The sequence below is a fragment of the Paraburkholderia sp. NPDC080076 genome (assembly GCF_050281145.1).
In the GTDB taxonomy this organism is placed as follows: domain Bacteria; phylum Pseudomonadota; class Gammaproteobacteria; order Burkholderiales; family Burkholderiaceae; genus Paraburkholderia.
Genome location: NZ_JBNNWQ010000005.1, coordinates 134,691 through 155,357 on the forward strand (window position 1 = coordinate 134,691; position 20,667 = coordinate 155,357).

The 20,667-nt window shown below is 62.4% G+C and carries 16 protein-coding genes; 7 read left to right on the forward strand and 9 right to left on the reverse strand.

Annotated elements, in window-relative coordinates:
- The first annotated feature begins 2 nt into the window (after window positions 1–2).
- Entirely contained in the window at window positions 3–746 is a 744-nt protein-coding gene (locus ACQKRQ_RS22155; protein ID WP_427479414.1) for a lysozyme inhibitor LprI family protein, read from the forward strand.
- A 25-nt stretch (window positions 747–771) separates the two neighbouring features.
- Here the strand turns inward: ACQKRQ_RS22155 and ACQKRQ_RS22160 are convergent, their stop codons facing one another.
- From ACQKRQ_RS22160 to zwf, 4 genes are all read right to left on the reverse strand, one after another.
- The gene (locus ACQKRQ_RS22160) at window positions 772–1,698 is read right to left on the reverse strand and encodes a bestrophin family protein (protein WP_427479416.1); all 927 of its coding nucleotides are present in this window, start codon (window positions 1,696–1,698) and stop codon (window positions 772–774) included.
- An 823-nt stretch (window positions 1,699–2,521) separates the two neighbouring features.
- Window positions 2,522–4,438 carry a bifunctional transcriptional regulator/glucokinase gene (locus tag ACQKRQ_RS22165; protein WP_132375671.1) on the reverse strand — a complete coding sequence of 639 codons (1,917 nt, stop codon included), beginning with the start codon at window positions 4,436–4,438 and terminating at the stop codon, window positions 2,522–2,524.
- Window positions 4,416–5,123: a 6-phosphogluconolactonase gene (gene pgl / locus ACQKRQ_RS22170; protein ID WP_408180684.1), complete on the reverse strand. Its 708-nt coding sequence runs from the start codon at window positions 5,121–5,123 to the stop codon at window positions 4,416–4,418. The genes ACQKRQ_RS22165 and pgl overlap by 23 nt, the downstream gene beginning before the upstream one ends.
- A 180-nt stretch (window positions 5,124–5,303) precedes the next feature.
- Window positions 5,304–6,767 (reverse strand): glucose-6-phosphate dehydrogenase, encoded by a 1,464-nt coding sequence (zwf, locus tag ACQKRQ_RS22175; RefSeq protein ID WP_408180683.1) that lies wholly within the window; start codon window positions 6,765–6,767, stop codon window positions 5,304–5,306.
- Window positions 6,768–7,309: 542 nt separating this feature from the next.
- Between zwf and ACQKRQ_RS22180 the strand changes: the two genes are divergently transcribed.
- The 4 genes from ACQKRQ_RS22180 (at window position 7,310) to ACQKRQ_RS22195 (ending at window position 11,760) form a co-directional block, all read left to right on the forward strand.
- On the forward strand, window positions 7,310–8,557 hold the full coding sequence (locus tag ACQKRQ_RS22180) for an ABC transporter substrate-binding protein (protein ID WP_132375667.1): 1,248 nt from the start codon (window positions 7,310–7,312) through the stop codon (window positions 8,555–8,557).
- A 202-nt stretch (window positions 8,558–8,759) separates the two neighbouring features.
- Window positions 8,760–9,698 carry a carbohydrate ABC transporter permease gene (locus ACQKRQ_RS22185; protein ID WP_132375665.1) on the forward strand — a complete coding sequence of 313 codons (939 nt, stop codon included), beginning with the start codon at window positions 8,760–8,762 and terminating at the stop codon, window positions 9,696–9,698.
- Complete coding sequence (locus tag ACQKRQ_RS22190) at window positions 9,688–10,545, forward strand: carbohydrate ABC transporter permease (protein ID WP_132375663.1); 858 nt, start codon at window positions 9,688–9,690, stop codon at window positions 10,543–10,545. The genes ACQKRQ_RS22185 and ACQKRQ_RS22190 overlap by 11 nt, the downstream gene beginning before the upstream one ends.
- A 99-nt stretch (window positions 10,546–10,644) precedes the next feature.
- Window positions 10,645–11,760 carry an ABC transporter ATP-binding protein gene (locus tag ACQKRQ_RS22195; protein ID WP_132375661.1) on the forward strand — a complete coding sequence of 372 codons (1,116 nt, stop codon included), beginning with the start codon at window positions 10,645–10,647 and terminating at the stop codon, window positions 11,758–11,760.
- An 87-nt stretch (window positions 11,761–11,847) separates the two neighbouring features.
- Here ACQKRQ_RS22195 and ACQKRQ_RS22200 read toward each other — a convergent pair whose 3' ends face one another.
- Together ACQKRQ_RS22200 and ACQKRQ_RS22205 are read right to left on the reverse strand one after the other, a co-directional pair.
- Window positions 11,848–12,762: a LysR family transcriptional regulator gene (locus ACQKRQ_RS22200; RefSeq protein ID WP_132375660.1), complete on the reverse strand. Its 915-nt coding sequence runs from the start codon at window positions 12,760–12,762 to the stop codon at window positions 11,848–11,850.
- A gap of 137 nt (window positions 12,763–12,899) precedes the next feature.
- Window positions 12,900–13,559, reverse strand: a complete 660-nt coding sequence (locus ACQKRQ_RS22205) for a glutathione S-transferase family protein (RefSeq protein ID WP_427479420.1) — start codon at window positions 13,557–13,559, stop codon at window positions 12,900–12,902.
- A 285-nt stretch (window positions 13,560–13,844) separates the two neighbouring features.
- On the opposite strand from ACQKRQ_RS22205, the gene fliD reads away from it, so the two are divergent.
- On the forward strand, window positions 13,845–15,353 hold the full coding sequence (gene fliD, locus ACQKRQ_RS22210; protein WP_427479421.1) for a flagellar filament capping protein FliD: 1,509 nt from the start codon (window positions 13,845–13,847) through the stop codon (window positions 15,351–15,353).
- A gap of 63 nt (window positions 15,354–15,416) precedes the next feature.
- On the opposite strand, the gene ACQKRQ_RS22215 is transcribed toward fliD, so the two are convergent.
- The 3 genes from ACQKRQ_RS22215 to trxB all read right to left on the reverse strand — a co-directional run bounded on the left by ACQKRQ_RS22215 (window position 15,417) and on the right by trxB (window position 17,992).
- Window positions 15,417–16,037 (reverse strand): trimeric intracellular cation channel family protein, encoded by a 621-nt coding sequence (locus ACQKRQ_RS22215; protein WP_427479800.1) that lies wholly within the window; start codon window positions 16,035–16,037, stop codon window positions 15,417–15,419.
- A gap of 13 nt (window positions 16,038–16,050) precedes the next feature.
- On the reverse strand, window positions 16,051–16,809 hold the full coding sequence (locus ACQKRQ_RS22220) for a Smr/MutS family protein (protein WP_132375655.1): 759 nt from the start codon (window positions 16,807–16,809) through the stop codon (window positions 16,051–16,053).
- Window positions 16,810–16,990: 181 nt separating this feature from the next.
- Window positions 16,991–17,992, reverse strand: a complete 1,002-nt coding sequence (trxB, locus tag ACQKRQ_RS22225; RefSeq protein ID WP_132375654.1) for a thioredoxin-disulfide reductase — start codon at window positions 17,990–17,992, stop codon at window positions 16,991–16,993.
- 334 nt (window positions 17,993–18,326) lie between these two features.
- Here trxB and ACQKRQ_RS22230 point away from each other — a divergent pair, with 334 nt between their 5' ends.
- Window positions 18,327–20,639 (forward strand): DNA translocase FtsK, encoded by a 2,313-nt coding sequence (locus ACQKRQ_RS22230; protein WP_132375652.1) that lies wholly within the window; start codon window positions 18,327–18,329, stop codon window positions 20,637–20,639.
- The last annotated feature ends 28 nt before the right edge of the window (window positions 20,640–20,667 follow it).

Sequence of the window (20,667 nt, forward strand, 5' to 3'; positions counted from 1 at the left end):
CGATGCGGCGGGTGAAGTCCCTGTTGGCGGCCGGCGTCGGCGTTCGCGGCGCGCGTCGCGCGTTCGGCGCGTTGGCGCTGGCTTCGGCGGCGGTGCTAGGCGTGCTTCCGCTATCGGCGCACGCCGAAGTCGCCGCCGCCGATCCGATCGATGCGTCGATGCGCGCGTGTCTTGCGCGCAGCGACATGTCGTCGACAACAGGGCAAGTGCAGTGCATGGACAACGCGCGGATCGGCTGGAAGACCGCGCTCGATAACGCGTGGCAGCAGCTTCAGCAGAAGTTGCCGCCCGCGCAGCGCAAGCAGTGGGAAAAGAGTCAGGCGAGCTGGCAGGCTTCACGCGATGCCGAGAAGCAGTTGCTTGCGGCCGTGTTCGCCACGACGCGCGGCACGATGTACGTGCTCGCCGAAGCCGACATGCAATTGCAGCCGGTGCGCGACCGCGCGCTCGCGCTGCGCAGCGCGGTGGCGAAGGCGAGTGCCGGCGGCGATCCGCCGCGCCGGGTGCGTGCCTGCAGCGCGGACGCGCAGTGCGAACACGCGATGTTCGATCTGAACCGCTATTACCGACGTTTGCAGTCGAAGATGCCGGCGCGTACGCGTCCGACACTGACGCATGCACAGAAGGCGTGGACTGCGTATCTGAACGCCACGACGCCGGTGGTCGATGAGCGCAGTCGTATCGATGTGATCGGCGCGCGGGTCGCGACACTCAAGCGATTGTCGGAAACAGTCGGCAATAGTTGAGCGGTGTGCTCGGGCGTGAGCCTGCTTAATTGACTATGTAGCCTTCCGCTTCCGGGCTCGGCAATTGAACAGCCGGTTCGCCGAGCATGTCGCGCATGGCGTCCTCGATTGCCACGGACATCAGGTTGAGCGCGAGGTCGTTGTCGTCGATGCCGAACGGCTCTTCGATTTGCGATGCAATGGCTTCGTGCGCCATGAACGTGTACGCCACGAAGACCGCGAAGACGGGCGTGAAGATGCCGATGCTGTCCACCAGTCCGAACGGCAGGGACGCGCAGAAGAAATACACCGTGCGGTGAATCATCACCGAATAGGCGAACGGCAGCGGCGTCGAAGCAATGCGCTCGCATCCGCCGATTACTTCCGAGATTCCATTCAGATTCCGATCGAAGGCGATGACCGCCATTGGATCGATCGCGCCTGAGCGAGCGTGACATTGCACCCATTCGCCGAGGTAAAGCATCAAGGTGGCCGGTTTGTAGCGCGACGCTATGACGCGGGCGAAGAGGGCTGGCGGCAGGCGTTCGGCGAGGTCTTCGCGTGCGTCGCTCTTGCGGAGCTGATGACGCAGCGCGTGCGGGAGGGCGCTGAGCGCTATGAAAAAAACTTTGATGTCTTCTTGTGGGAGCTGTTTTGTCGGCAGCGTGAGCGTCTGGCGGATGAGTGAGCGTGACTCGTTCAGCAGTTGGCCCCAGAGCTTGCGGGCTTCCCACCAGCGGTCGTAGCTGGCGTTGTTTCTGAAGCCCAGGAAGACTGCTAACGCGATGCCTATTAGCGAGAAGGGCGCTGTCGTGTTGAGGTTTAGCGAGATCGGGAGCAGGTGGTCGTGGGCCGCCACGGCGACGATCGAAATGCAGAAGATCAGGAATAGGCGCGGGAGCAACTGCGGGAGGACGGAGCCTCGCCAGGCTAGCAGCATGCGGAACCAATGGAGGTGGGGGCGGATGATCATTGGGGTGTGCTTTTTGCCTGCGGCGCTTCGGGGTTTCTATTATCGCTTTTTTGGGTTTTTGGCGGATGTTTTGGGCGTTGGCCTTTCATTGTTTTGTTAGTGGTCTATTCGCGTTGCCCCTGTGCGGGGCGGCACCTACTTTCTTTGCGGCGGCAAAGAAAGTAGGCAAAGAAAGCCGCCTCACACCGCTAGCTCATAAGCGGGTCCCTCGCGCAGTCGCGGTAGTGGTTCATCTGGAATCTGTGTTCTCGCACACTCCGCGTGAGTGACAAGGCGCTCATTCTTCCGGCGGCGCAAGCAGATGCAATTCAAAACGATCTCGCGTCGCACAGCGACAACACACTGACAGTGAGCACTGACAGTGAGCAGTGAGCCGTGAGCCGTGAGCCGCGGCGATCGCGAATGCACCGAGTCGGCTCAACGGTTTCCCGACGCAACCACGCTTAACGAACCGGAAGCCTTTAACGGCACTTCGCCGAGGCGGAGCCGACGGCCCCCACCGCGCGCAGCGAAACCCAGGGATTTTAAGCAGACCGTTCCGGCGAGCGCATCGCGCGAGGCGGGAAGAATGAGCGCCTTGTCACCGAGGCAGAATGTGCGAGAACACAGATTCCAGATGCACCACTACCGCGACTGCGCGGGAGACCCGCTTAAGAATTAGCGGTGTGAGCCGCTTTCTTTTGCCTACTTTTCTTTGCGGCCGGCAAAGAAAAGTAGGTGCCGCCCCGCACAGGGGCAACGCGAATAGACCACTAACAAATCAAGGAAAGGCCAACACCTTGAAACCAACAACCACCTGCGGCGCAGACCAAAACCAGCAACATCAATCCCGAGCCGAAGAAGCCGCCCCATGACTCAACCAATCGAGCACAGCACTAGCATCATCATCAGCCCCTTGCCTGGCTTTGGCGACCGTCTCCGCGACATCAGCGCTAGGCACAGCACGCCGAATAGCCACTCCAACAGCAAGAATATCGATCATGACGAGATGCAAGATCCGCGAAATCATGGACAACTGCGACTCACGAATTTCAATGTGATCGGTTTCCAAAGCCACAGTAGCCCGCTTAGCCAACGGCGTATTGCTCGAAGTAATAGCAATCACCTTAGCCCCGGCCTGCATAGCCACATCCAGCACGCGCAGCAATTCAGGCGCGCGCCCTGACTTGGACACAGCAACGATCACATCCCCCTTCCCAAGCAAAGCTGCCGACGCCGCCTGCATATACAAATCGCCATAGGCAATAGTAGGAATACCAAACCGGAAGAACTTGTAATGCGCATCCTGCGCGACGATATTCGAGTTGCCGAGCCCATAGAACTCAATCCGCCGCGCGCCGTTCAGAAGATCGATAGCCCGCTCGACCTGATCGAAGTTCAAATGCTCGCGCAGCTGCAAAATCGCCGACACGGTGTTATCCAGCACTTTCGCGCCGAAGTCCGTCGCCGTATCACCCAGATGCACCTGGCTATGACTCACCGGAATCGTACCGGTCAATCCCGTCGCCAGCTTCAGCTTGAAATCCGACAACCCCTGGCAACCGAGCGAACGACAAAACCGGATCACCGTCGGCTGACTCACATCCGCCTTGCGAGCGATATCGACAATCGGATCGTTGATGATCGACCGCGGATGATTCAGCGCGAGATCGGCCACACGCCGCTCGGCCGGCGTCAACGCATCGCGCATCTGGCGAATCCGCTCGAACACCGCCGACGAACTGCCGCCCGCGCGATTCGACAACTGCTCGGCAAGAATCGCCGATACACCGAGAAACGCCGGATATTCAGCGGTAATCACATACGTCGGCACGTTCTGCAGATAAGCCTCGAACCGGCCCTTGGCCTCGAAGCGCTTACGAAACGACGAACGTGAAAAGAACTCGCCAAGCCGAGGCACGACGCCACCGCCGATATAGATCCCGCCCAACGCCCCGAGCGTCACGGCGATATTGCCCGCGAAGGTGCCGAGAATGCCGCAGAACACATCGACGGACTCAGCCGCGAGCGGCTCGCCTTCCAGCGCGCGCTTGACGACCTCGACGGTGTCGACATTTGCCGCCACGCGCTTCTTGTCGCGGCCCGCGAGCGCGCGATAAATCACTTCGATGCCAGGGCCTGCGGCCACTCGCTCGAACGACACGTGCGACCATTTCTTGCGCGCATATTGCAGCACGATATCTTCGCGTTCATCAGCCGGCGCGAACGTAGCGTGGCCACCTTCGCTGCCGAGCGCGATCCAGCGGTCGTCAGCGGGAATCAAACCGGACACGCCCATGCCGGTGCCCGGACCGAGCAACCCAATCACGCTATTCGGCCGACGCGCGCCGCCGCCCACCTGCACGCGTTGCTGGTCGGTGAGACCGGGCAGCGCCATCGCCAGCGCGGTAAAGTCGTTCACCACCAGCAGCGTGTCGAAACCAAGCGCGCGTCGCGTGGCTTCGATCGAAAAGCTCCAGTCGTGATTCGTCATGCTCACCTGATCGCCGTCGACCGGGTTCGCAATCGCGATCGCCGCGTGATTCACGCGGCCGATCTTGGTGTCCTTCAAATACTTCTTGATGACTTCGGCAACGCCCGGATAGTCCGCGCACGGATAGACCTTCACCGAGCCAATTTCGCCCGGGCTAGTCTCCAGCGCGAAGCGCGCATTGGTGCCGCCGATGTCGGCCAGCAGCCTCGGTCCATCGGCGTGCTGGCCCGCGCCCGGAACAGCCTTAGTTTGCACACCAGTAGACATCGAGTCTCACTCCCTTGTCGTTTGCCAACTGCGAGATGGCATTTTTTTGTAGCGAAGCGGACGCGGCATTCAGCACGTCCATCTTGCGCGGTCCTGCGATCAGCAAGAACAGATGCTTCACTTCCTTCAACGCGGACATGGACCAGCTCACGCGCGCATGCGGCGCGCTGCCGGGGTGCACGGCAACGAAGCGCTCGGTCGTCGTGATCGCGTGATCCCATTCGGGCGAGTCGGCAAAGATCGACGCGGTGTGGCCGTCTTCGCCCATTCCGAGAATCGCGACGTCCGGCACGACGCTGAAGCGCGAATCGGCATTCAGCGCGGCGACATGCGCGTTCAGATCTTGCGTGGTGTCCACGAGCGGCCAGAAGGTGGCGTCCTTCGCGGCATTCTGCAGCAGCGTGGCGTGCACCAGTTGCGAGTTGCTTGCGCTGTCCGTTTCCGGCACCCAGCGGTCGTCGACCAGCGTCACGGCAATGCGCGCCCAGTCGAAGGTTTGCGTGGACAACGTCTGCAGGAACGGGCGCGGACTGCTGCCGCCGGAGACTGCAAGCATTGCGGGGCGCGCGCCGGTGGTGGAACCGGCGGCCTGTGCGGCGAGCGACGCATGCAACGCGTCGCCGACCGCTTTCGCCAACGCGTCGGATTGGGCGCGTTGATCGTCGAAAGCGTGAAGCTCGATCACTTCTCCTCCGTGCTGCTTTTTTGTGTGATCTGCGGAATGTGCCGTACTGCTCTCACGCGATGCCTGCCAAGTGGATGACTTGCAGGCGCCCTCGTGATACCGGCGCCATTCCGTTCAGTTCGTCGGTGGGTCTTACGGGCGACACGTCATATTCCATTCAATACGACGCGCCGCCGTGATTCAATTCTCTTCTTCGAGCCAGCAGGTGCCGTGCTGCGCCAGCATCGCGCTCGATGCGGCCGGTCCCCACGTACCCGATGCGTACGGCTTGGGCGGCTTGTTCGACACCTTCCATTCGTTCAGGATCGGTTCGACCCAGCGCCATGCGGCCTCCTGCTCGTCGCGCCGCACAAACAGCGCGAGGCGACCGTTGATCACGTCGAGCAGGAGACGCTGATATGCCTCCATCTGTCCTTCGCGGAAGAACTGGTCGAACGCGAGGTCGAGGTGGACGCTGGCCAGGTTCATGCCTTCGCCGGGCTGCTTCGCGAGACAGTACAGGCGAATGGTTTCGTTCGGCTGCAGGCGGATCACCAGACGGTTCGCGCCGGCGCGCAATGCGGAGGCGCCCAGCGCCGAATGTGGCACCGCACGAAAGTTCACCACGATCTCGGCGACACGGTCGGCGAGGCGCTTACCGGTGCGCAGGAAAAACGGCACGCCGGCCCAACGCCAGTTTTCGATCTCGACCTTCAGCGCAACGAAGGTTTCGGTCGTGCTGTCCGGCCTCACGCCGGACTCGGTGGCGTACGCCGGCACCGCGGTGCCGCGAATCACGCCCGAATGATACTGCCCACGCACGGCGACCTTGCCGATATCGCGTGGATCGATGGGCTTCAAAGCGCGCAGCACGCGCAGCTTTTCGTCACGCACCGAATCCGAATCCATGGAGTGCGGCGGTTCCATCGCCACGATGGAAAGCAGTTGCAGCAAATGGTTCTGCACCATGTCGCGCAACGCGCCGGTATTGTCGTAGAAGTCGCCGCGCGCTTCCACGCCGAGCTCTTCGGCGATCGTGATCTGGATGCTCTCGACCCACTCGCGGCGCCACAGCGGCTCGAACAGCGCATTGCCGAAGCGCAACGCCAGCAGGTTCTGCACCGGTTCTTTACCGAGGTAGTGGTCGATCCGGTAGATCTGTTCTTCAGCGAAGATTTCGCCGACCGCATCATTAATTGCATTCGACGACTTGAGGTCGTAGCCGAGCGGCTTCTCCAGCACGATGCGCGAATTCTCGTTCAGCCCGACCGATGCCAGCGCATGGCAGATCGGTACGAACAGCGACGGGCCCGTTGCCAGATAGAACACGCGGATGCCCGGCAGATCCTTGATCGCGTCGCGCAAATGGACGAAGTCTTCCGCTTTGCCGAGGTCGATATTCACGAACTCGATGCGCTCCAGAAAGCTCGCCCATGCCGTTTCGTCCACACCGTTCTTCGACACGTGCGGTTTGACGTGCTCGTTCACCCACTCAATGTACTCGCGGCGATCCGTGGCATGCCGCGCCACCGCGACGATCTTGCCGCTGTCGGCCAGCATGCCGCCTGCACGGTGTGCTTCAAACAGTGCGGGCAGGATCTTGCGCATCGACAGGTCGCCGGTGCCGCCGAAGAGAACGAAGGTGAAGCTTGAATCGGTTTGCATGAGTCTCCGTCGATGTCCTGGGGCCGCGGAAGGTGAGCGAAAGCGCGACCGTAGTCCGATAAAATATTTTTTGACACTGAATTGTAGTTTAACTACAATCCAAATCAAGAGGTAGCGCTAATTCGATGAAAAAAGCGTGCGCTGTGAGTCAAGATGCGCGTTTTCCCGAATCGGCAGGCGTCCCCTGCATGTTAACGGACATTGCGTGTCGGCACGTGCCAGCATGCCCCGGCGGCCCTTACGGAAAGCCGGGGAGCTGAACCGCCGGCAGGGTCTGCCCCAAGTTGACGTGCAAGGCACCTCGAGTCTGCCGCGCGCGACGCGGGCAGGCAAAAATCAAAAGAGGAGACAGTCAGTTGCATCCCGAACCACTCATCTCTTGAGCTTCCAGCGGCCGAAAATCGGTCCGCCGGCACATGCCTTAAGGCATGCGCCCGACCGTGCTCGATCGCCCAGTGTTTTGCCTGTTTGAACCAACCACAGCACCCTGGCGACATCAGGGGCCATTTGTTTTTTGTTCAGGTGTCTGGAGGAGATAAGCAATGAAATTTCGCGCGATCATGGGCGCTTTGTGCGCCGCAGGTCTGATGTGTGGCGTCTCGGCTGTGCAAGCCGCCGAGTCGGTCGAAGTGTTGCACTGGTGGACTTCGGGCGGTGAATCGAAAGCCGTCGGCGTCCTCAAGGACGACATGACGAAGCAGGGTTACACGTGGAAGGACTTCGCGGTTGCGGGTGGCGCCGGCGCGGCTGCCATGACGGCACTCAAGACGCAGGTGATCTCGGGCAACGCACCGAGCGCTGCGCAGATCAAGGGTCCGCTGATCCAGGACTGGGCGTCGCAAGGCGTGCTGGTGCCGATCGACTCCGTCGCGGGTGACTGGAAGAAGAACCTGCCGCCGGAAATCGACAAGATCATGCACGCGGACGGTCACTACGTCGCGGCGCCGTTCTCGGTGCACCGCGTGAACTGGCTGTACATCAACAAGGCAGCGCTGGACAAGGCGGGCGGCAAGGCGCCGACCACGTGGCCTGAGTTCTTCGCGGTGGCCGACAAGATGAAGGCCGCGGGCATCCAGCCGATCGCGATGGGTGGCCAGCCGTGGCAAGACCTGACGCTGTGGGAAGACGTCGTGCTGTCGCAAGGCGCGGGCTTCTACAAGAAGGCGCTGGTCGATCTCGACGAGAAGACGCTGACGTCGGATCAGATGGTCGGCGTGTTCGACACGGTCCGCAAGATTCAGGGTTACTTCGACGCGGGCCGCACGGGTCGTGACTGGAACCTGGCAACGGCCATGGTCATCAACGGCAAGGCCGGCATGCAGTTCATGGGCGACTGGGCGAAGGGCGAATTCGCCAACGCCGGCAAGAAGTCGGGCTCGGACTACATCTGCGCCGCTGTGCCGGGCACGGAAAAGTCGTACACGTTCAACGTCGACTCGTTCGTGTTCTTCCAGCAGAAGGGCCAGAAGGCGGCAACGCCGGGTCAGCTCGCACTGGCGAAGACGATCATGTCGCCGGACTTCCAGGAACAGTTCAGCCTGAACAAGGGTTCCATCCCGGTTCGTCTGGGCGTGTCGATGGCCAAGTTCGACGACTGCGCGAAGAAGTCGTACGCGGATGAACAAGTGGCGATCAAGTCGGGCGGCTATGTGCCTTCGCTGGCACACGGCATGGCGCAACCGGATGCAGCAGCCGGCGCGATCTCGGACGTGGTCACGAAGTTCATGAACTCGCAGCAGGATTCGAAGAGCGCTGTTGCCGCGCTCGCGAAGGCAGCGAAGACCAAGTAAGTTGCGTCAAACGAAGCGGCGCGCCCGGCGGTTCAGAAACGGGCGCCGGGCGCGCCCTTCGTGTCGCTGATTGCCGGGGTTTTACTCGTTGCATTGGCAGGCGGCTTCACCCTGGTTTCATAGAGTCACACCTATGTCGTTACGGCCTCGCGTTTTTTCAGCGTGAAGGTCCGGGCGGCACAGTTTCAGCAGGAGTCGAGTAGTGACTGCTTCTATCAGCGGAAACGGGAAAACGGCCACCGTGACCCGCCGCACGTCGCCGATGGCGGCCCTTGCCGATCGCTGGATTCCGAAGCTGGTGCTCGCACCCAGCGTCGTGATCAGCCTGATCTTCGTGTATGGCTTCATCGCCATTACCGGCTTTCTGTCGCTGTCCAATTCGCGACTGATGCCACGTTATGAATTTGTCGGTCTCGATCGTTATCGCGAGCTGTTCGATAACGATGTGTTCTGGACGTCGGCTGCCAACCTCGGCTGGTTCGGCATCCCGTTTATCGGTATCTGTATCGGTCTGGGTCTGTTCCTCGCCATCCTGCTCGATCAGCAGATCCGCAACGAAGGCGCGCTGCGCGCCGTGTTCCTGTACCCGATGGCGCTCTCGTTCATCGTGACGGGTACGGCGTGGCAATGGATCATGACGCCGAGCATCGGCCTCGAGAAGGTGTTCCACGACTGGGGCTGGACGAGCTTTTCGTTCGGCTGGCTGGGCGACCCGGACAAGGCGATCTTCTGCGTCGTGATCGCGGCCGTGTGGCAATCCGTGGGCTTCGTGATGGCGCTGTTCCTCGCGGGCCTGCGCGGTGTCGACGGTGAAATCTTCAAGGCCGCGCAGATGGACGGCGCGAATCTGCCCACCATCTACCGCAAGATCGTGATTCCGAGCATGCGCCCGGTGTTCTTCTCCGTGCTGCTGATTCTCTGCCACATCACGATCAAGACCTTCGACCTGGTCGTTGCGTTGACCGCGGGTGGTCCGGGCACGTCTTCGTCGCTGCCGGCTATTTTCATGTACACGTTTTCGTTCAATCGCGGGCAACTGGGCGTCGGCGCGGCATCGTCGATGATGATGCTCGCCACTGTCGTAGCCGTGCTCGTGCCGCTGATGTATCTGGAATCGAGGAGTACCCGCAATGCAGCCTAAGATGACGATCAGCCGTGCCGTCATTTATGCGGCCTTGATCCTGTTCGCCCTGTACTTCCTGTTCCCGCTGTACGTGATGCTGTCCACGTCGTTCAAGGACATCGATCAACTGCGCACCGGCAACCTGCTCACGCCGCCCACGCATTGGACCATCGACCCGTGGATCAAGGCATGGAGCGGCGCCTGTACGGGTGTGCGTTGCGACGGCATGCAGCCGTTCTTCATGAACTCGGTGCGGATGGTGATTCCGGCCGTGCTGATCTCGTCGATCATCGGCGCGTTCAACGGTTATGTGCTCACGCACTGGCGCTTCCGTGGCGCGGATCCGATCTTCACGATGCTGCTGGTCGGCTGCTTCATTCCGTTCCAGGCGATCCTGCTGCCGATGGCGCGTTTCGAAGGTTTCCTCGGCCTGTCGAACACGACCACCGGGCTGGTGGTGGTACACGTGATCTACGGTATCGCCTTCACCACGATGTTCTTCCGCAACTTCTACGTCAGTATTCCGGCTGAACTCGTGAAGGCGGCGCGTATCGACGGCGCGGGTTTCTTCACGATCTTCACGAAGATTCTGCTGCCGGTTTCGCTGCCGATTTTCATGGTGTGCCTGATCTGGCAATTCACGCAGATCTGGAATGACTTCCTGTTCGGTATTGTGTTCTCCGGTGTCGATTCGATGCCGATCACGGTGGCGCTGAACAACCTCGTGAACACCTCGACCGGCGTGAAGGAATACAACGTGGACATGGCCGGCGCGATCATCGCCGCGTTGCCCACGCTGCTGGTCTACATCATCGCCGGACGCTATTTCGTGCGCGGCCTGACGGCGGGCGCAGTGAAGGGCTAGACGCCAAGCTAAACCATCCGAGCGCGGCGGCGCTTCATGAAGCGCCGCCGTCACCCGAAGACGTTTTCAAGCAGTACCAGAGACAAGAGGATTCACAGCATGGCAAGCCTTTCCATCCGTGACGTGTACAAGACTTACCCGAACGGGGTGCCGGTCCTGAAGGGTGTCAATATCGACATCGAAGACGGCCAGTTCCTGATTCTCGTCGGCGGTTCGGGCTGCGGGAAGTCGACGCTGCTCAACATGATTGCCGGCCTCGAGACCGTGACCAAGGGCGAGATCCAGATCGACGGCAAGACGGTGAACAACCTGTCGCCGAAAGATCGCGACATTGCGATGGTGTTCCAGTCGTACGCGCTGTATCCGTCCATGACGGTGCGCGAGAACATCTCGTTCGGTCTGAACATCCGCAAGGTGCCGAAGAACGAGCAGACGCAGATCGTCGACCGCGTGTCGAACACGCTGCAGATCACGCACCTGCTCGATCGCAAGCCGGGTCAACTGTCCGGCGGCCAGCGTCAGCGCGTGGCCATGGGCCGTGCGCTTGCACGCGATCCGGTCATGTTCCTGTTCGATGAACCGCTGTCGAACCTCGACGCGAAGCTGCGTATCGAGATGCGTTCGGAAATCAAGCTGCTGCATCAACGCCTAGGCACGACGATCGTCTACGTGACGCACGATCAGATCGAAGCAATGACGCTCGGCGACCGCATCGCGGTGATGAAAGACGGCATCGTGCAGCAGTTCGGCGCACCGCAGGAAATCTACGATTCGCCGTCGAACCTGTTCGTGGCCGGCTTCATCGGCGCGCCGCCGATGAACTTCATCCAGGGCAAGCTGGTCGAGCAGGGCGCGGGCGTGGCGCTCGAACTGGATACGGGTGTCGCACGCACGGCGGTGAACCTGCCGTTCGACTCGGCGAAGGTGAAGTCGCATGTGGGCCGTGACGTGATTCTCGGCCTGCGCCCGGAGCGCATCACCGACGCGCGCGGCGCGCATGGCGACAACGCGAAGTTGCAGCCGATCGAAGTGAAGGTCGACGTGATCGAGCCGACCGGTCCGGACACGCTGGTGTTCGCGCAGGTCAACGGCAAGCGCATTGTGAGCCGCGTGCACCCGGCCTCGAATCCGCAGCCGCTGACGAACACGACGTTGCTGTTCGATACGTCGAAGGCGGTGCTGTTCGATCCGACGAACGAAGAGCGGATTGCCTGATCGCGAAGTTCGATTGCATTAGAAGAAGAAAAGCCCCATGCGCTTCGCAACGCACGGGGCTTTTTCGTTTTTGCGCGCCTCGCTTCGTTAGTCCGTGATGCGCAGATCCGGATTGTTGCGTGCCAGTTCGGTCACCCACTCGATGAACGCACGCAGCCGCGAACTCAGATTCCGGCGATGCGCGTAGAGCACCGAGAGCGGCGTGCCGGGGCTCGTATAGTCGGTGAGAATTTCCTTCAGCGCGCCTTGCGCGATCAGATCGGCGACCATGAAACGCGACGGCTGGATGATGCCGTGACCGAGCGCGGCCGCGCCAATGTAGACCGAGCCGTCGTTCACGGCGAGCACGCTCTTGAGCGACACCTTGGCGATCTCGCCGTCCACCTGGTATTCGAACGGGAACGTTCTGCCCGTGCGCGCGGACACGTAGTTGACCGCGCGGTGCTCGCTCAATTCTTCGAGTGTGGTCGGCTCGCCATATTTCTCCAGATACGCCGGCGACGCGCACGTGACGATTCGCGCCTGACCGATTCGCCGCGCGACGAGGCTCGACTCTTCCGGCGTGCCCATGCGGATCACGCAATCCACGCCGTCCTGAATCAGATCGATGTTGCGGTCGGCGAGGCCGAGCCGCACGTCGATCTCGGGGTATTGTCGGTAGAAATCGTCGAGCGCGGGGAGCAGCAGCGCGCGGGCCAGCGTGCCGGACGTATCCACGCGGATCGTGCCGGCCGGATTTTCGCGTTTGTTCGACAGCGACGATTCGGCGTCGGTGACTTCGGCGAGGATGCGCACGCAGCGCTCGTAGAACAGCGCGCCGTCTTCGGTGACGCTGACCTGGCGCGTTGAACGATTCAGCAGACGCACGCCGACGTGTTCTTCCAGCGCCTGGATGGTGCGGCTGACTTTGGCGCGTGGCAGGTCGAGCGACTCGGATACTTTGGTGAAGCTGTTCGCTTCGACCACACGCGTAAATATCTCCATCGCTTCGAAACGGTCCATGTTTTGCCTTAAGGTTGAGTGGCGGAAGTAGGCTTCGAAGTGAAGTGTATAGGCTGGAAAAATTGTTGTCGCAAACGGTGATGGTGGGCGGGGCGCCGGCGCCCGTCTTTCGGCCGACGCCGCCGCGCCGCGGTCCCTCAATCGCGGTCCGGCGCGCCGAGTGGGAAATACGCGCGATACGGGCGCGCTTCATCCACCGCGCGTGCGAACGACGGCCGCGCCAGCAGGCGTTTGCGGTAGGCGAGCACGTGCGGAAACGCCGGGCCGATGGCGTGCGTCCAGTCGGCGTAAAACAGGAACGGCGCGGCGCCGCAATCGGCGAGGCTGAAGGTGTCGCCAGCCGCCCATTCGCGTTCCGCCATCACCTTGTTCAGCCAGCCGTACGCGGTGTCGAGCATGGCCCGCGCCTCGGCCACGGCTTGCGAGTCGCGCTCCGGCTCAGGGCGCATGCTGTCGTAGACGATCTTTTGCTGCGGCGTCGAGACGTAGTTGTCGAAGAAGCGGTCCATGGTGCGCACTTCCAGCGCGGCACGGGCGTCGGCCGGCAACAGCGGCACCGGGCCGGGATGGTAGAGGCCCAGATACTCGATGATGATGCTCGCCTCCATCACGGTCCGGCTGCCGTCGACCAGCAGCGGAAAGCGCTTGATCGGCCAGAGCGCGGCGAATTCGGCCATGACTTGCAAGTCGTCGTGCGCCAGCAGGCGCAGTTCGAACGGCGTGCCGTTTTCGTAGAGCGCGGTCAGGACCTTCTGACAGTAAGAGGAGAAAGGATGGGCGTAGAGCTTCAGGGGCATCGTGGTCACCTTGGGCGGTTGCTGATTCTGGGTGCGCTGCGGCGCGACGACGGCCAAAGGGCCGTCTACCTCACGACGAACGGCAGCGGCGTAAATCGACACTATGACGATTCATCCGACCCGGCATTCGTTACGACAAAAACGTCACAAAACTATGAAGAAAGATGGTGTAACATTTGAAAACTTTGTAAGAGACGCCGACGTGACCGGATAAATGGCGCAACAGAAGCGACCGGGGCGTCACTCAACGAATAACGAATAAATTCGACGCACGGGGAGCTTTACATGTCTACGATCACGTCCTCGGTGAATAGCGCGACGGCCAACGCGCAAAGCCAGGTCCAGCAAGCAGCGCAATCCATTATCAGCGGTTCGACCGGCAATTCGTCGATGGATGTGGCGACCCTGGTCTCGGCGCTAGTCAATGCCAAGACGGCGGGTCAGGCGGCGGCGCTGCAGGCGAGGCAAACCACCGACAACACCACCTTGTCCGCCTACGGCGCGCTCACTTCGGCGTTGTCCGCCTTGCAGGCGGCGATCAAGAATCTGTCGGATGGGACCACGTTGTCCACCTTCGCGGCCACCGCGAGCGGCAAGGGCCTGGACCCGAAAGCGGGCCCGGGTGCGGTTGCCGGCAGCTATGCGATCGATGTGACGCAGATCGCGTCGTCGCAGAGCCTGTCTTCGGCGGCGTTCGGCGCCACGACGCAACTCGGCACCGGCAAGTTGACGATCTCGGTCGGCGGCAAGTCAATGGACGTCTCGATCGACAGCACCAACAACACGCTGAGCGGTATCGCCAGCGCGATCAACAAGGCGTCCAACAACCCCGGTGTCACGGCGACGATCGTGACCGGCATCGGCGGCGCTCACCTCGTGTTGCGCTCGGCGACCACCGGCTCGACCAACACGATCAACGTGGCCACCAGCAACGTTCAGAACGACGCGGGCCTGTCGAGCCTCGGCGTGACGTCCACGCCCGGCGCGAACGGCGGAGCGTCCACGATCGTCTCGTCGGATGCCGGCAATGCGTGGCATCAGAGCGAAGTGGCGCAGGACGCGTTGCTCACCATCGGCGGGATCGCGGCGCGCAGCGCCAGCAATGCTGTCGCCGATGCGATCGTCGGCGTCACGCTGAATCTGTCGAGCGCTTCGGTTAGCAACCCGCAAACGCTGACCATCGCGCCGGACACCACCGCGCAGAACACGGCCATCACGAATTTCGCCAACCTGTACAACACCGTCGTCACCACGATCAGCAAACTGTCCTCATTCGACAAATCGTCGAAGACGGGCGGCGCACTGCTCGGCGATTCGACGCTATTGACGGTCAAGAACGCGCTGGCGTCGATCGTGGGCGGCGGGGTTGGTAAGGGCACTTCGGTGGTGAGTCTCGGGCATATCGGGATCACGCTGAAGGGCGATCCGGCGGACGGTACGCTGGTCGTCGACAACGCGAAACTGACTGCGGCGCTCAATTCCAGTCCCGCGCAAGTGGCCGCCTTGTTCAATGCGACCGACGGCGTCGGCGCCAAATTGAACAAGAGCATCGACGAGTTCACGCGGACGGGCGGCATCATCGATACGCGCAACAACGCGCTGACTGCCGACCTGAAGAGCGTGACCGCGCAGCAGACCAAGCTGAGCGATTACGCCACGCAATTGACGAAGCAGTATCAAAGTCAGTTCACCGCGCTGAACACGTTGATGGCGACCATGAACAACAACTCGGCCTACCTGACGGCGCTGTTCGGCGGCTCGAAGAGCGCGGGCGCGCTGGCGACCAACAAGTAAGTTTGAATGTAGGGCGGCGCGTTGCCTATTCGCGGGCAACGCGCCGTTTTGCGATTCATTCTGTCAGTGCGGCAAACGCACATTGAACCGGAACGTCACGAGCCGTGCGAGCAGGATGAAGGCAGTCGCGATCAGCACGCTATACACCGTATCGACGTCCGCATAATCCAGCAGCACATACAGCCAGCAGCCCACGAACGCACACGTCGCGTAAGGCCGCGAGTCGCGCAGAATCAGCGGCACTTCGTTGCACAGCACGTCACGAATCACGCCGCCGAAAACCCCCGTCAGCACGCCCATCATCACCGAGGTGAACCACGGCATTTGCGCATCGTGCGCGATCGACGTGCCTCCTATGCTGAACAGCCCCAGCCCGATCGCATCCGCCACCAGCAGAACCCGCTCGGAAACCAGCCGCGAGGTCATTTTCAATAGAGTCGGCGCGAACAGCGACATGACGAAGATCGCGATCAGATAATCCTGATGCTCGACCCAGTAAAAAGGCCGCCGTTCCAGCAGCACGTCGCGCAACGTGCCGCCGCCGAAGGCCGTGGCCACCGCCACCAGAAACGTGCCCACCGCATCGAGCCGGCGGTTTTTGGCCTCGATGAAACCGGAGAGGGCGTACGCGAAAATCGCCAGCGCCTCCATGATGGTCAGCGCGAGCGTCAGCCTCGGATGGATCACCGTGGCTCCGTCAGGATCTGGCGTGAGCCGGCGACGCGCCCGGCTGCAACAGCACGACCACCGCGCCGGCGCCGCCGTCATGCGGGCGCGCCTGGCAGAACGCGATCACCTCGGACTTCTGCACGAGCCACGCGCGTACTTTGCCCTTCAACACCGGCTCCTTGCCGATCGATCCCAAACCCTTGCCGTGAATCACGCGCAAACACCGCAAACCGCGCTTCACCGACTCGCGGATGAACTCCGCCAGCGCCTCGCGCGCCTCTTCACGCCGCATGCCGTGCAGGTCGATTTGCGCCTGCACGATCCAGTCGCCGCGCCGCAGTTTGCGCACCACTTCCTGGCTCACGCCGGGGCGGCAGTAGGACAGCGTCTCGTCGGTTTCAAGCAGGATCTCGGGATCGAACTCGTCGGAGATCGCTTCGTGCAGCACGGCTTCTTCGTCGAGTTTGGTCTGCACCGGCAGCGGCGGCGGAGGATTGCGCGGCAGCGTGGCGCGCGGCGGCACGGCGAGCGGCGCGACCGCGCCGATTTCGCGGCGAAACAGATCGGCGTCCGCCGAGGCTTCGCGCTGCGCGGCTGCGGCGGCCGCCCGTTCACGCTCACGCCGTTGCGTGTCGACTTTGAGCGCGTCGCGCAACGCGCCGAGGCCGGCGAGACCGGCCGCCGGATCGAGCTTCGGCTCGGCAGCGGGTGCAGCCGGTTCGGGCGCGGGTCGCGCGACGGCTCGCGCGCGCTTCGGTTCGCTCGGATGGGGCTGGTTCTTCGGCATTTTTGGGTAATACACGCAGAAAAAGTAGATCGGTCGCGCGACGTTTTCTTGCGACCGAATGCAAAAAGGCCGCCGGCTTGGCAGCCGCGGCCTTCTTTCAAGCTGGCGGCCGGGTCACGCCCAGTCGCCATTTTACCGTTGCGCTAGTTTTCCCGACCGGTTCGCAGACCGGCGCGGCCGATTAACGCTCGGCTTCCTGGCTCATAGCGTGCTCGCCGACCATCTCGTCGATGGTTTCCAGATAGCGTTGCGCGTCGAGCGCGGCCATACAGCCCGTGCCGGCGCTGGTGATCGCCTGGCGATACACGTGGTCCTGCACGTCGCCCGCTGCGAACACGCCCGGCACGCTGGTCGCGGTCGCAAAACCGTTCAGGCCGCCCTTGGTGATGATGTAGCCGTTCTTCATCTCCAGCTGGCCCGCGAAAATGTCCGTGTTCGGCTTGTGGCCGATCGCGACGAACAGACCTTGCAGCGCGATGTCTTCGGTGGCGCCGGTTTGCGTGTTCTTGATGCGCAGGCCGGTCACGCCGGACTGGTCGCCGGTCACTTCGTCGAGCGTGTGGTTCCACTTGATCTCGACCAGGCCTTCCTTTTCCTTCGCGAGCAGACGGTCGATCAGGATCGGCTCGGCGCGGAACTTGTCGCGGCGATGGATCACCGTCACCTTCTTGGCGATGCCGGACAAATAGAGGGCTTCCTCGACCGCGGTATTGCCGCCGCCGATCACGGCCACATGTTGTTGCTTGTAGAAGAAGCCGTCGCAGGTGGCGCAGGCCGACACGCCTTTGCCCATGAACGCTTCTTCCGACGGCAGGCCAAGATATTGCGCCGATGCGCCGGTCGAGATGATCAGCGAGTCGCAGGTGTATTCGCCCGAGTCGCCGATCAGACGGATCGGCTTTTCATCCAGCTTGGCCGTATGGATGTGGTCGAAAATGATTTCGGTGTTGAAGCGCTCGGCGTGCTCCAGAAAGCGCGCCATCAGTTCCGGGCCTTGCACGCCGTTGCCGTCGGCGGGCCAGTTTTCGACGTCGGTCGTGGTCATGAGCTGGCCGCCTTGGGCCAGACCCGTGACCAGCACCGGCGCGAGATTGGCGCGCGCTGCGTAGACCGCGGCCGTGTAGCCGGCGGGACCGGAACCGAGAATCAGAACCTTGGCGTGTTTCGTGGAAGTTGCGGGCATGATCAAATCCTTTTACGGCGCCCGGCTCGCCCATGCGAGGCCGCGCGACTTGAGCTGAAACTGTAGATGGGTATCAGCGCGACATTATAAAGGGCGGGGCGCCGGCCTGCTCCATGAAGCTTTCCGATCACGCCGATAGCGTCGGCGGCGCGCCCGGCAACGCCTTTCTGTGGCCAAACGGCCAAGTTACCGTCATTTACAGCCTCGCGCGGGGCACTGCGTTTACAATAGGCCGGATCGAAGTTCCCGGAAGCCGGGATCGGGCCCGAAGCCGCGCTGGGCGAGGCTCCCCCACGGCTCAGGCCGGGAATCGGGCACACACGCAACAGGATCAATGGCAAAAGCTCCCTATTCCGCGAGCGCGCAGGCATTGCCGCACCGCATGTCGCGCCTTTTCACCGAAATCCGCTGGATCCTGCAGGTGGCGCTCGGCGTTTTCCTGCTCATGGCGCTCGTCAGCTACAGTCGGCGCGATCCGAGCTGGACCCATGCCGCGCAGGTCGACCATATCGCCAACTGGGCGGGCCGCGTCGGAGCGTGGACGTCCGACATCCTGCTGCTGCTGTTCGGCCTGTCCGCCTACTGGTGGATCGTGCTGCTCGGCCGCCATATCTCCGCAAACTACAAGCGCATTACCCGTCACGAGGAAGAGCAGGAAGACGTGCCGCGTGAGAGCTGGCTCGCCGACGCGTTCGCCTTCATGCTCGTGCTGCTGGCCTGCGACGGCATCGAGGCGCTGCGCATGTGGTCGCTGAAAGTGCAGTTGCCGCGCGCGCCGGGCGGCGTGATCGGCGAGGCGGTCGCGCGCGGTGTGTCGCATGCGCTGGGTTTCACGGGCGGTACGCTGGCGCTCCTGATCGTGCTCGGCATCGGTTTGTCGTTGTATTTCCGTTTTTCGTGGCTGTCAGTGTCGGAGAAGGTCGGCGAATCGATCATTTCCGCGGTGACGTTTGCCAAGCTGCGCCGTGAGGCCGGCCGCGACCGCAAGCTCGGTGAGGCGGCTGCAGTGAAGCGCGAGGGCAAAGTCGAGAAGGGCCGCGTGCGGATCGAGGAGCACGAGCCGGTCATGATCGTGCCGCCGGTCGTCACGCCGGCCAAGTCGGAGCGTGTCGAGAAGGAGCGGCAAGTGCCGCTCTTCACGGACCTGCCGGGCGATTCCACCTTGCCGCCCATTTCGCTGCTCGATGCTGCGCCCGTCGCGCAGGAAACCATCTCGGCGGATACGCTGGAATTCACTTCGCGGCTGATCGAGAAAAAGCTCAAGGACTTCGGCGTCGAGGTGAGCGTGGTCGCGGCGTATCCGGGTCCGGTGGTCACGCGCTATGAAATCGAGCCGGCCACGGGCGTGAAGGGCAGTCAGATCGTCGGCCTCGCCAAGGACCTCGCGCGGTCGCTGTCGCTCGTGTCGATCCGCGTGGTCGAAACGATTCCGGGCAAGAATTTCATGGCGCTGGAGTTGCCGAACCAGCGTCGCCAGACCGTGAGTCTGTCCGAGATTCTCGGCTCGGCGGTTTATGCGGATGCCGCGTCGCCGTTGACCATGGGCCTTGGCAAGGACATCGGCGGCAAGCCGGTGTGCGCCGACCTCGCGAAGATGCCGCACTTGCTGGTGGCGGGTACGACGGGTTCGGGCAAGTCGGTGGGTATCAACGCGATGATCCTGTCGCTGCTCTATAAGGCGAGCGCCGAACAGGTCCGCATGATCCTGATCGATCCGAAGATGCTCGAAATGAGCGTGTACGAAGGCATTCCGCATCTGCTGTGTCCGGTAGTCACGGACATGCGCCAGGCCGGTCACGCGCTGAACTGGGCGGTCGCCGAAATGGAGCGACGCTACAAGCTGATGAGCAAGCTCGGCGTGCGTAACCTCGCCGGCTACAACAACAAGATCGACGAAGCCGCCAAACGCGAAGAAAAGCTGCCGAATCCGTTCAGCCTCACACCGGACGATCCAGAGCCGCTCACGCGCTTGCCGAACATCGTCGTGGTGATCGACGAACTGGCCGACCTGATGATGGTGGTCGGCAAGAAGGTCGAAGAGCTCATCGCGCGGATCGCGCAGAAGGCGCGCGCGGCTGGCATTCATCTGATTCTGGCCACGCAGCGTCCGTCGGTGGACGTGATCACCGGTCTCATCAAGGCCAACGTGCCGACGCGGATGGCCTTCCAGGTGTCATCCAAGATCGACTCGCGCACGATTCTCGACCAGCAGGGCGCGGAATCGCTGCTCGGCATGGGCGACATGCTGTATCTGCCGCCGGGCAGCGGCTTGCCGGTGCGCGTGCACGGCGCGTTCGTGTCGGACGAGGAAGTGCACCGCGTCGTCGACAAGCTCAAGGAACAGGGCGAGCCGAACTATATCGAAGGCATTCTCGAGGGCGGCGTGACGGGCGAGGGCGACGAAGGCTCCGCGGGTGCCGGGGGAACCGGCTCGGGCGACGGTGAGTCGGACCCGTTATACGACCAGGCGGTCGATGTGGTGCTGAAGAACCGTCGCGCGTCGATCTCGCTGGTGCAGCGGCATTTGCGCATCGGCTATAACCGCGCGGCGCGCCTGCTCGAGCAGATGGAGAACTCGGGCGTGGTGTCGGCGATGTCGTCGAACGGCAATCGCGAGATTCTTGCGCCGGCGCGGGAAGCGGAATAGGCCGACGGGCCTCAGTTCCGCGGTGAGA